Source organism: Roseovarius sp. M141 (assembly GCF_024355225.1).
Lineage (GTDB): Bacteria > Pseudomonadota > Alphaproteobacteria > Rhodobacterales > Rhodobacteraceae > Roseovarius.
Map to the genome: position 1 here is coordinate 2,483,208 of NZ_VCNH01000008.1, position 12,227 is coordinate 2,495,434.

The 12,227-nt window shown below is 63.4% G+C and carries 10 protein-coding genes; 8 read left to right on the top strand and 2 right to left on the bottom strand.

Annotated elements, in window-relative coordinates; all coding sequences use genetic code 11:
• From nosZ to FGD77_RS16100, 6 genes are read left to right on the top strand one after another with little or no spacing between them, the layout of a single operon-like run.
• Positions 1 to 1,941: a TAT-dependent nitrous-oxide reductase gene (gene nosZ / locus FGD77_RS16075; RefSeq protein ID WP_255011185.1), complete on the top strand. Its 1,941-nt coding sequence runs from the start codon at positions 1 to 3 to the stop codon at positions 1,939 to 1,941.
• A gap of 3 nt (positions 1,942 to 1,944) precedes the next feature.
• Positions 1,945 to 3,276 (top strand): nitrous oxide reductase family maturation protein NosD, encoded by a 1,332-nt coding sequence (locus FGD77_RS16080; RefSeq protein ID WP_255011186.1) that lies wholly within the window; start codon positions 1,945 to 1,947, stop codon positions 3,274 to 3,276.
• Positions 3,242 to 4,138: an ABC transporter ATP-binding protein gene (locus tag FGD77_RS16085; protein WP_255011187.1), complete on the top strand. Its 897-nt coding sequence runs from the start codon at positions 3,242 to 3,244 to the stop codon at positions 4,136 to 4,138. Before FGD77_RS16080 ends, FGD77_RS16085 begins: the two co-directional genes overlap by 35 nt.
• Entirely contained in the window at positions 4,135 to 4,959 is an 825-nt protein-coding gene (locus FGD77_RS16090) for an ABC transporter permease (RefSeq protein ID WP_255011189.1), read from the top strand. Before FGD77_RS16085 ends, FGD77_RS16090 begins: the two co-directional genes overlap by 4 nt.
• The gene (locus FGD77_RS16095; protein WP_255011190.1) at positions 4,956 to 5,522 is read left to right on the top strand and encodes a nitrous oxide reductase accessory protein NosL; all 567 of its coding nucleotides are present in this window, start codon (positions 4,956 to 4,958) and stop codon (positions 5,520 to 5,522) included. Before FGD77_RS16090 ends, FGD77_RS16095 begins: the two co-directional genes overlap by 4 nt.
• A gap of 4 nt (positions 5,523 to 5,526) precedes the next feature.
• Positions 5,527 to 6,435, top strand: coding sequence for an FAD:protein FMN transferase (locus FGD77_RS16100; protein ID WP_255011191.1), 909 nt, complete (start codon positions 5,527 to 5,529; stop codon positions 6,433 to 6,435).
• Between the two features lie 100 nt (positions 6,436 to 6,535).
• Here the strand turns inward: FGD77_RS16100 and lipA are convergent, their stop codons facing one another.
• Together lipA and FGD77_RS16110 are read right to left on the bottom strand one after the other, a co-directional pair.
• Positions 6,536 to 7,489, bottom strand: coding sequence for a lipoyl synthase (lipA, locus tag FGD77_RS16105; protein WP_255011192.1), 954 nt, complete (start codon positions 7,487 to 7,489; stop codon positions 6,536 to 6,538).
• A 132-nt stretch (positions 7,490 to 7,621) separates the two neighbouring features.
• A complete protein-coding gene (locus FGD77_RS16110) occupies positions 7,622 to 8,548 on the bottom strand; it encodes a hydrogen peroxide-inducible genes activator (protein WP_255011193.1) in 927 nt (308 codons plus the stop codon).
• Between the two features lie 161 nt (positions 8,549 to 8,709).
• On the opposite strand from FGD77_RS16110, the gene katG reads away from it, so the two are divergent.
• Both katG and rnk read left to right on the top strand, forming a co-directional pair.
• Complete coding sequence (katG, locus tag FGD77_RS16115; RefSeq protein WP_255011194.1) at positions 8,710 to 10,896, top strand: catalase/peroxidase HPI; 2,187 nt, start codon at positions 8,710 to 8,712, stop codon at positions 10,894 to 10,896.
• Positions 10,897 to 11,739: 843 nt separating this feature from the next.
• Positions 11,740 to 12,204 carry a nucleoside diphosphate kinase regulator gene (gene rnk, locus FGD77_RS16120; protein ID WP_255011195.1) on the top strand — a complete coding sequence of 155 codons (465 nt, stop codon included), beginning with the start codon at positions 11,740 to 11,742 and terminating at the stop codon, positions 12,202 to 12,204.
• Positions 12,205 to 12,227 lie beyond the last annotated feature (23 nt).

Here is a 12,227-nt window from a genome sequence, read left to right on the forward strand (position 1 = left end):
ATGTCTGAGGGGAAAAAACTGCCGATTTCACGCCGCAGCCTGCTGGGCGCGACCGCCGGGGGCGCCGCGCTTGCCGGTGCATTCGGCACCCGCGCGATGCTGACCGGCACCGCCGTCGTCGGCGCCGCCACACTGGCAGGCACCACAAGCGCCCGCGCCGCTGCCGGGGCCGAGGTCGGACCGGGCCAGCTGGACGAATTCTATGGCTTCTGGTCGTCGGGCCAGTGCGGTGAAATGCGCATTCTGGGCATTCCGTCCATGCGCGAGCTGATGCGTATTCCGGTGTTCAACACCTGCTCGGCCACCGGCTGGGGCATCACCAACGAATCCAAGAAGATCCTGACCGAAGGCCTTCTGCCCAAGACCAAGGAATATCTGGCCGCTAACGGCCACGAATTCCCGCCCAACGGCGATTTGCACCACCCGCACATGTCCTTCACCGAGGGCACATATGACGGTCGCTACATGTTCATGAACGACAAGGCCAACACCCGCGTCGCCCGTGTGCGCTGCGACGTGATGAAGTGCGACAAGATCATCGAGATCCCCAACGCCAAGGCGATCCACGGCCTGCGCCCACAGAAATGGCCGCGCACCGACTATGTCTTCTGCAACGGCGAAGACGAAGTGCCGATGGTCAATGATGGCCAGATTCTGGACGAGCCGGAAAAGTACGTGAACTTCTACACCGCCGTGAATGCCGACGAGATGACCGTCGCATGGCAGGTGATGGTCACTGGCAATCTGGATAACACCGATTGCGACTATGAGGGCAAATATGCCTTCTCGACCTCGTATAACTCGGAAATGGGCATGAATCTGGCCGACATGACCGAAGCCGACATGGATCATGTCGTCGTCTTCAACATCAAGGAGATCGAGGCAGGCATCGAAGCCGGCGACTATCAGGAGCTGAACGGCGTCAAGGTTCTGGATGGCCGCAAGGGCCAGAACAAGAAATACACCCGCTACATCCCGATCCCCAACAACCCCCACGGATGCAACATGGCCCCCGACAAGATCCACCTGTGCATCGCGGGCAAACTGTCGCCCACCGTGTCGGTGATCGACGTGCGCAAGCTGGACGCCGTGTTCAACGAAGACGCCGATCCGCGCAGCGTCGTGGTGGCCGAGCCTCAACTGGGCCTCGGGCCGCTTCACACCTGCTTTGACGGTGAGGGTAACGCGTTTACGACGCTGTTCCTGGACAGCCAGGTCGTGAAGTGGAACCTCGAAAAGGCGATCCAGCTCTACAATGGCGAGGATGCCGATCCGATCATCACCAAACAGGACGTGCATTATCAGCCCGGCCACAACTCGACCGTGATGGGCGAAACGCTGGAGGCGAGCGGCAAGTACTATCTGACGATGAACAAGTTCTCCAAGGACCGGTTCCTCAACGTGGGGCCGCTGAAGCCCGAGAACGAACAGTTGTTCGCGATCGACGGCGATAAGATGACGCTGATCCACGACGGCCCCACCTTCGCCGAGCCGCACGATTCCATCCTTGTAGACCCCAGCAAGGTGAACCCGAAATCGGTCTGGGATCGCAACGATCCGATGTGGGCCGACGTGCGCGCGCAGGCCGAAGAGGACGGTGTCGATCTGGACGACTGGCAGGAGGAGATCATCCGCGACGGCAACAAGGTGCGCGTCTACATGTCCTCCAACGCGCCCAGCTTCTCGATTGAGAAGTTCACGGTGCAGCAGGGCGACGAGGTCACGATCATCGTCACCAATCTCGATGATATCGACGACCTGACCCACGGCTTTACCATGGGCAACCACGGCGTCGCGATGGAAGTGGGGCCGCAGGCGACCGCGTCCATCACGTTCGTCGCGGCGCAGCCGGGTGTGTTCTGGTACTATTGCCAGTGGTTCTGCCACGCGCTCCACATGGAGATGCGCGGCCGGATGTTCGTCGAACCGAAGTCTGCCTGAGCCATGCTGCGCTCCCTGATCCTCGCGCTGTCCATGCTGATCGCCCTGCCCCTTTGGGCGGCGCAGGTCCGCGTTCAGCCGGGACCGGGGAGCCTTGCCAATGCCATCGCCGGGGCCAGCCCCGGCGATGTACTGATCCTCGCGCCCGGACGCCATGAGGGCAGCATTACCATCGACCGACCGCTGACCGTGACAGGCGGCATAGATGCGATCATCGACGGGATGGGCGCCGGCACTGTCGTCACCATCAACGCCTCCGACGTCACCATATCGGATCTGACCGTGACCGGATCGGGCATGGACAGCGCGGCGCTGGACGCCGGCATCAAGATCCTCAAAAAAGCCGACCGCGCCATGGTTAACGGCAACCGCGTGCTGGGCAATCTGCACGGCATCGACGTGCATGGCGGGCGTGACGCGCAGGTGCGCAGCAACATTATCGAGGGCACCCGCAACCCACGCATGAACGACCGCGGCAACGGCATCTATGTGTGGAATTCACCCGGCACGCTGGTCGAGGGCAATTCGGTCCGCTGGGGACGCGACGGGATCTTTTCCAACGCATCGCGCACTGGCATTTACAAAAACAACCTGTTCCGCGACCTGCGCTTTGCGGTGCATTACATGTATACCAACGATTCCGAAGTGTCCGGCAACGTGTCCATCGGCAACCATCTGGGCTATGCCATCATGTTCTCGAACAAGGTGATCGTGAAGGACAACCTGAGCCTGTCGGACATCAGCCACGGCGTGATGCTGAACTATGCCAACAATGCCGACGTGTCCGGCAATCTGGTGCGCGGCGGCGCGGATCGCTGCACCTTCATCTACAACGCGCACAAGAACCTGATCTATGACAACCATTTCGAGGGCTGCGCTATCGGCATCCACTTCACCGCCGGGTCCGAGCGCAACGTGCTGACCGGCAACGCGTTCATCGGCAACCGCACGCAGGTGAAATATGTCGGCACCCGCGACATCGAGTGGAGCTTCGAGGGACGCGGCAATTACTGGTCGGACCATCCGGGTTTCGATCTGGGCGGTGATGGCATCGCCGACGCTGTGTTCCGCCCCAACGATCTGATGGACCATATCCTGTGGTCCCAACCTGCCGCCGCCCTGCTGACCGGCGCCCCCGCCGTGCAACTGATCCGCTGGGCGCAATCCAGCTTTCCCGCGACGCTGCCGGGCGGGGTTGTCGACAGCTTTCCGCTGATGGCGGCGCCCCCGTTTGACGTGCCCCCCGAATACACCGCGATGGAGGTCGAAGCGGCCGCCAACCGGGATGAAAGAGACCTAGATGACTTCGACGTTAACAATCTCACAACTCACTAGGACGTTCGGCGACACAAAGGCCCTGACCGATGTCTCGCTGGTCGTTGCGCCGGGCGAGCGTGTGGCACTGCTGGGCCATAATGGCGCCGGCAAATCCACGTTGATGAAGATCATCCTGGGCCTGATCGCGCCGGATAGCGGCCAGATTTCCGTCTGCGGCGCCGGGCCGGGGCATCCCAACGCGCGCGCCAAGGTGGCCTATCTGCCCGAAAACGCGACCTTTCATCCGGCCTTGACCGGACTGGAGCAGATCACGCATTACATGCGCCTGCGAAACGAGGATCCGTCCGGCGCGATGGATCTACTGGGGCGCGTCGGGCTGGGCTTTGCCGCCAAGCGCCGGATCGGCACCTATTCCAAGGGGATGCGCCAGCGCGTCGGGCTGGCGCAGGCGCTGATCGGGCACCCGGCCCTTCTGGTGCTGGACGAGCCGACCAGCGGGCTGGACCCGGTCTCGCGCCGCGATTTCTATGAACTGCTGGACGGGCTGGCTGCTGATGGCGCGTCGATCCTGCTGTCCAGCCACGCCCTGACCGAGGTCGAGGCGCGTACCGACCGCCTGCTGATCCTGTCCGGCGGGCGCATGGTCGCAGAAGGCACACTGCCCGAGTTGCGGCGCAAGGCAGCCCTGCCCGTGGCGATGCATGTCACCGCGCATAACGGCTATGAGTCCGATATTCTGGCGGCCCTGCCCGGCGCGATCCGCATCCACGGCGCGCTGCAACTGAGTTGCACGCAGGACGACAAGCTGGCCACGCTTGGCCGGATCACCGCGCTGGAGGGCAAAGTCGCGGATCTGGAGGTCATCCCGCCCAGCCTAGAAGACATCTACAGCCATTTCAGCCGGAGGGACGGCCAATGATCGCCCGCATCCTTGCCACGGCCACAACCGAAATCCACATCGCGCGGCGCAATCGCTGGGTGCTGATCGCGGTGCTGCTGATGGTGGTCTTTTCGCTGGTACTGTCGGCGGCGGGATCGGCGCCGACCGGCGCGCTGGGGGCTGACCGGCTGTCGGTCGTCGTGGCCTCGCTGACGTCGCTATCGGTCTATCTGGTGCCGCTCGTGGCGCTGCTGATGTCCTTCGACGCTGTCGCCGGCGAAGTCGAGCGCGGCACGCTGCCCCTGCTGCTGACTTACCCCGTTGCCCGCTGGGAAGTGCTGGCAGGCAAGCTGGTGGCGCATACGGCCATCCTGATTGTCGCCATCGTCGCGGGTTACGGCGCGGCGGCGGCAGTGACGATTGCGGCTGATCCGGCGGCGATGGCGGGCCTTGGCGCGCTGTGGCGGCTGACATGGACCTCGGTGCTGCTGGGCGCCACCTTCCTCGGGATCGGCTATGCGCTGTCGTCGCTGGCGCGGCGCGTGTCGGGGGCTGCGGGGCTGGCGATCGGACTGTGGCTGGGGCTGGTCGTGCTTTATGATCTGGGCCTGCTGGCGGCGGTTGTCGCCGATGATGGTGGCACCTTCACCACCCGGATTTTCCCCTCGCTCCTGCTGGCCAACCCCGCCGATGCGTTCCGTCTGTTCAACCTGACCGCCGCGCAGGCCACAACCGCCGCCTCGGGTGTTGGCGGCGCAGCGAATGCCATCCCGATGTGGCAATCGTTAATGTCCGTCGCGGTCTGGCCGCTGATCTCGCTCCTGCTGGCCGCGCTGGCATTCCGAAAGGTCGAGCCATGAAAGCGCTGCTGATCGCCGCCGCATTGCTGGCCCTGACCGCCTGCAAGGAAGAGACCGCGCAAGACACATCGCCGCTGCCGCTGACCCCGGCTGCCGTCGGGCATTATTGCCAGATGAACCTGTTGGAGCATGATGGCCCCAAGGCGCAGGCCCATCTGGCCGGACTGCCCGGCGCGCCGCTGTTCTTCAGCCAGGTTCGTGACGTCATCGCCTATCTGCGCATGCCCGAGCAGAGCCACGCGGTGCTGGCCATCTGGGTCAACGACATGGGCGCGCCGGGCGCTGCGTGGGACGCGCCCGGCGCGGCCAACTGGATCGACGCCAAGGATGCACATTATGTCGTCGGCGGCCGCGCCATCGGCGGCATGGGTGCGCCCGAGATCGTCCCCTTCTCGGACCCCGCAGATGCCGCCGAGTTTGCCGGCATAAATGGTGGGCGGGTTTTGGAACTGGACGAAATACCCGACTCTGCCGTTCTGGCCCCCGTCGAGCTGGACGGCGACACGGACGATACGGATTTTCAAGATCGCCTGCGCAGCCTGTCGCGCACAGTGGGAGAATGACACCATGACCAATCGCCGCCGTTTTCTGGCCATCAGCGCCGCCGCCATCGCCTTGCCCGGTGCCTTGTCTGCGCAACCGGTCCATACATGGCAGGGCACCGCCCTTGGCGCGCGCGCCACGCTGCGACTGGCCCACCCCGATGCAGCGGCGATCAGCGCGCGTGTCGCGGCTGAAATTTCACGGCTCGAGGATGTGTTCAGCCTCTACCGCGCCGACAGCGCGCTGTCGCAGCTTAACCGCACCGGCAAATTGCTGGCGCCACCGTTCGAACTGCTGGAATGCCTGTCGATGGCAGGCACCGTCCATACCGCCAGCGGCGGCCGCTTCGACCCCACCATCCAACCGCTCTGGGCCATCTATGCCGAGGCGTCTGCCCTTGGACAAATGCCGAACAACTCCGACCTGACACGTGCCCGCGCTTTGACTGGCTGGAACCGCGTCACGCTGGATCCCTCGGGCATTTCCATGGCGCCCGGTATGGCGCTGACGCTGAACGGCATCGCGCAGGGCTATATCGCGGACCGTGTGGCGACCCTGCTGGCCGCCGAGGGCCTGACGAATATCCTGATCGACACAGGTGAATTCCGCGCGCTTGGCGGGCACCCCAATGGCGGGGCTTGGCCGGTCAAACTGGCCGCGGGCGGCAAAGTGCCGCTGGCAGCGCGCGCGCTGGCCACCTCTGCGCCGCTCGGCACGACCTTTGATGAGGGCGCGCAGGTCGGTCATATCCTCGACCCGGTGACAGGTGCGCCGACCCGTGCAAGTTGGCGTGAGATCACGGTATCGGCCCCCTCTGCGGCGCTGGCCGATGCGCTATCGACGGCGGCGTGCCTGTTTCAGACACGGGCCGAGATCAAGGTCTGCCTCGCGTCCTTTGAGGGCACCGCACTAGAGGCGATCACGACCGTCTGAAGGCAGCTGGGCACAGTTCGACAGTGACATCAGGACCATACCGACAGCGCAGGCCCAGACTAGAGGTCAGGGCCGACAAAACAGATACCGACCGCCCCGTCTAAGCCGTGGCAAGCCGTGCCAGACGGGCGGCGCGCAGGCGGGCAAAATCATCGCCCGCATGGTAGGAGGACCGCGTCAATGGGGTGGCCGACACCATCAGGAACCCCTTGCCGAAGGCCGCCTTTTCGTAGGCCGCGAATTCTTCGGGGGTGACAAAACGGTCCAGCTTGTGATGCTTGGGGGTTGGTTGCAGATACTGGCCGATGGTCAGAAAATCGATATCGGCGGCGCGCATGTCATCCATCACTTGATGCACGGCTGGCCGTTCCTCTCCCAGCCCGACCATGATGCCCGATTTGGTGAAAATCGTCGGGTCCATCTCCTTGACCCGTTGCAGCAGGCGCAAGCTGTGGAAATAGCGCGCGCCGGGGCGCACCGAAGGATAGAGGCCGGGCACGGTTTCGAGGTTGTGGTTGAACACGTCGGGTTTGGCGGCGACCACCAGTTCCAATACCTTCGGGTCGCAATTCAGAAAGTCGGGCGTCAGGATTTCGATCGTGGTGCCGGGGCTGCGGTGACGAATGGCGCGGATGGTCTGGGCGAAATGCTCGGCGCCGCCATCGGCGATATCGTCGCGGTCGACCGACGTGATGACGACATGGTTCAGCCCCAATTTTTGCACGGCATCGGCCACGCGACCGGGCTCGAACGCGTCCAGATCCTCGGTCGGCTTGCCGGTGGCAATGTTGCAAAATGTGCAGGCGCGGGTGCAGATCTCGCCCATGATCATCATGGTGGCGTGGCCTTGGGACCAGCATTCACCGACGTTCGGGCATCCCGCCTCTTCGCAGACGGTGGTCAGATTGTTGTCACGCATGATGCGGGCGGTTTCGGCATAGCCCTGCCCGCCCGGCGCCTTGACGCGAATCCAGTCGGGTTTCTTGGGCTGCGCGTTGTCGGGGCGCCGGGCCTTTTCGGGATGGCGCTGCGCCGGTATCTTGAGATCACGCACGAATTTTGTCCCCGCGAATGGTTTGGTAACTTTGTCCGACTATAAGGATTCCCGGGGGGAGTTGCCAGTACAAGCGCCCGACCGGTTTCAGGATGCGATGTTTCACCAGTGCCCCCCAACCAAACACATCTATCAGCCGCTACGCGCCGCCCGCGTCAGCCCTGTGCCAACGCCGGTCAGGATCTTGGCCAACTGCAAGAACCACCCGTCGCCCAGCGTCGAACTACGCCGCACGAGGCAGATTGTGCGCGCAGGTTCAGGCGCGTCAAACCGCCTCAGATGTACGCGGGACGCACCGCGCACCTCTGCCGCCGCCGCAATTTCCGGCATCAATGTCAGGCCAAACCCCGCCGCCACCAGCTGGGTCAGTGTTGCCAGCGATGACGCGCCCATGTCGATCTGCGCATGGCCCCTGCCCCGGCGGCATGCCTCCAGCGCCTGATCTGTCAGGCAGTGGCCATCCTCCAGAAGCAGAAGTTGTTGGGCGCCCAGCCCATCGGGACGCAGCGTCTCGGCCCCGGCGCCGATCGCTGCCAGCCTTACGGCGCTGCCCGCCAACAGGAATCGATCCTCGAACAGCGGCTCGGCGATCAGCCCAACCGTCAGGACCGGCAGCGCCATGACGGCAGCATCCAGCCGCCCGGCCAGCAAATCCTCTGTCAGCCGGTCGGTCTTGGCCTCCTGCACCTGCACGTCCATGGAAATGTCGCCGCTGCGCAACGCCTCCAACGTGCCGGGCAGCATGTAGGGCGCCAGCGTCGGGATCAGTCCGATGCGCAGCAGGCCCGACAGTCCGCCATGCCAGCGCGCCGCCTCCTCCAGATTGCGCATCGCACTGTCGACCTGATCGGCATGGCCCAGAATCAGCCTGCCAAAGGGCGTCAGCACCACGTCGCGCGCGCGCCGTTCAACCAACGGCTGGCCAAGCGCCGCCTCCATATCGCGGATCTGCACCGACAGGGCCGGCTGCGAGACAGACACAGCCGCCGCTGCCCGCCCGAAATGGCGATGGGCGGCCAGCGCCCGGAAATAGGTCAGTTGGCGGAGGGTGATGCTCATAATAAAATATTATAGCAATCAGAAGAAACTGCAATTTGCATTTATCGCCGTGAAGCCTCATGTTCAATTTGGAACGATTCCAAACGCCTTGAAAAGGCAGCGGACTCATGACCCTATTCTGGCGCGCGGCGCGCACGCCAAACAATCCAAGGAGACGCCAAATGGACGGTAATCTGAAATGCCCCGTTACAAACAAGGCCAAGCGCACCAATCGTGACTGGTGGCCCGATCAGCTGAATGTCGGCGTATTGCACCAACATGGCCGCAGCCCCAATCCGATGGATCCCGATTTCAGCTACACCGAAGCATTCAAGAAACTTGATCTGGATGCGGTCAAGGCTGACCTGCACGCGCTGATGACCGACAGTCAGGACTGGTGGCCGGCAGATTACGGCCATTACGGCCCGCTTTTCATCCGCATGGCATGGCATTCAGCGGGCACCTACCGCACAGCGGACGGGCGCGGCGGCGCCAGCACCGGCAACCAGCGCTTTGCCCCGCTGAACAGCTGGCCCGATAACGGCAATCTGGACAAGGCGCGCCGCCTGCTGTGGCCCATCAAGAAGAAGTACGGCGACAATCTCAGCTGGGCAGACCTGCTGATTCTGGCGGGCAATGTCGCCATCGAATCGATGGGCGGGCCAATCTATGGCTTTGGTGGCGGCCGCGCCGACATCTATGCCCCCGAGGAAGACGTGCATTGGGGTGCCGAGTCCGAGTGGCTGGCCACCTCGGATATGGAAAACAGCCGCTATTCGGGCGACCGCGAGATGGACAACCCGCTGGCCGCCGTCCAGATGGGCCTGATCTACGTCAACCCCGAGGGACCGGACGGCAACCCCGATCCCGTCGGCTCGGGCCACGACATCCGCGAGACATTCACGCGCATGGGCGTCGATGACGCGGAGACCGTCGCGCTGATCGCTGGCGGGCATACCTTCGGCAAGGCGCACGGCGCGGGCGATCCGATCTATGTTGGTCCCGAGCCCGAAGCCGGCGACATGGCGCAGATGGGTCTGGGCTGGAAAAACAGCTGGGAAAGCGGGCGTGGCCTGCACACCACCACCAGCGGTGTCGAAGGCGCGTGGAAACCCAAGCCGACGACATGGGACATGGGTTATTTCGACGTTCTGTTCGATAACGAGTGGGAACTGACCAAAAGCCCCGCAGGCGCGCAGCAATGGACGCCCAAAGACCCCAAGCCCGAGCATATGGTCGTTGACGCGCATGATCCGGAAAAAATGCATCCGCCGATGATGACGACCGCCGATCTGGCCCTGCGCTTTGACGCGCAATACGAGCCGATTGCGCGCAAGTTCCACAAGGACCCCGAGGCGTTCGGCGAGGCGTTCGCGCGCGCGTGGTTCAAGCTGACCCACCGCGACATGGGCCCCAAGGCGCGCTATCTGGGCAACGACGTACCGGCCGAAGACCTGATCTGGCAGGATCCGATCCCGGCAGCCGATTACGACGTGATCGACGCAGGCGACATCGCGGCGCTCAAGACGCAGATTCTGGACAGCGGCGTGCCACGCTCCGATCTGGTCTTTGTGGCCTGGGCCTCGGCGTCTACGTTCCGTGGCTCGGACAATCGCGGCGGCGCCAATGGGGCGCGTATTCGCTTGGCACCGCAGAAGGACTGGGAGGGCAACGACCCCGCGCGTCTGGCCTCGGTTCTGGAGAAATACGAGGCGATCAAGGCCGATTTCGACGCCAGATCCGGCGCCAAGAAGGTGTCGATCGCCGATCTGATCGTGCTGGGCGGGGCCGCCGCCGTTGAGGCCGCCGCCGAGGCTGCGGGTCATAAGGTGGACGTTCCCTTCCATCCGGGCCGCACCGATGCGCTGCCCGAGCAGACCGACGCGAACAGCTTTGCTGTGCTGGAGCCCATCGTCGACGGCTTTCGCAACTATCAGCAGCAAAAATTCAGCGTGCGCGCCGAACAGCTGTTGATCGACCGGGCGCAGCTGTTGGGGCTGTCCGCGCCGGAAATGGCGGTACTGGTCGGTGGCCTTCGGGCACTGGACGCCAACCATGGCACCAGCAAACACGGCGTTCTGACGGATCGTCCCGGCCAGTTGACGAATGATTTCTTCGTCAACCTGCTGGGCATGGATATCGAGTGGAAATCCGTCGGCGACGATCAGGACGAATTCGAGGCGCAGGACCGCAGGACGGGCCAGATCCGCTGGACCGGCACGCGCGCCGATCTGGTGTTCGGCTCCAACTCGCAACTGCGCAGCGTTGCCGAAGTTTACGCCCAGGACGATGCCGGCCCGCGTTTCGTGCGCGATTTCATCGCCGCCTGGACCAAGGTGATGGACGCGGACCGCTTTGATCTGAAGTGATCCGTCAGGCGTGACATCAGGAAGGGCGGGCCGGTTTCGGTCCGCCCTTTCGCGTTTCAGCGCGACGCAGTGCCATTGATGCAACATAGTGCTCCGATCCGAGGATACCCTCCATGATCACGGCTGATTCTGGATCGAACCGAAACTGGCCATGGTCGATGCGCCGACGGGTGTCTTCGGCAAGGGGATCGCGAACATCTCGCTGTATGCGCAGGCCGATCTGGCGCCATCGCGGCCCCGAAGACCGGCGTCGGGGTAAAATACGCCTGCCCCGCCCAAGTCTAAGGACGGTTCAGCAGTCTTCCTGCGCCGGGCGAAACCTCTTATACAAGCAAAAGCGCGTCATGCATCTCAGATGGGCCTTGTTGTAGCCGGTTTCAGTCCGTGCCGCCCGTCGGCAAACTATCGGCGCAAAAGCGTCAATTGCGATACCGAATTCAACGTCATTTCAGGCATGTACGGGCTGCCGATTGACAGATGACCGGCGCGTGCCTACATGAAGGATATGAATGTACACGCAGATCATTACGGGTTTCCCCTGCTGAACCGCCTGCCGCCCCGGGCGGACTAGGCGCGCGCGCGCCTGCGAGCCTCCCGGGCTTACCTGCATACCAGAATTCAACACCAACTCTCCACGCAAACTTACCATAGGGCGGCCCTACGTCCGAAGATTTGGCTACGGCCAGCCTGTCCGCGCGCAGCACGGATATGACGAACCCCAAAATCCCCGCGCGGGAAACGCAGTCGTGGCTGCGCCGCGCAACAAAATGCTGACGCACCCCTGATATGGGCACGATCATCGCATCCCTTTTTTTCACCGTCCTCTAATTAGGAGCCAGACACATGACAGCCCAGACCACGGACACCGTCAAAAAGCCCCGCACACGCGCGCCCAAGCTGGTCATCAACGAGGATGAGTTGACCCATATCGAGGCGCTCGCCGAAGGTGGTTATCAGCGAAATCCAGTTCTGGCCGACCGCCTGCTGGACGAAATTGGCCGCGCGCGTATCGTCGCTGCAGCCAAGATGCCCGCCGATGTTGTTTCGATCGGCAGCAGTGTTGTCTACCGCGACGAGACGACGGGACAGGAAAAAAACGTCACGCTGGTCTATCCCGAAAATGCCGATATCTCGCGCAACCGGGTTTCGCTGATGACTCCTATTGGCGTGTCCCTGCTGGGCCTGGCCGAGGGTGCGGCCTTCTACTGGGATACGCGGGACGATCAGCGCCGCATGTTGACCGTGATCAGCGTTCAGCAGCCCGAGTCTGTCGCGGCGCCAGTTCAGGACCCACCGAACGCATCTTGATACGTTCCGCGCACCGCGCTTAG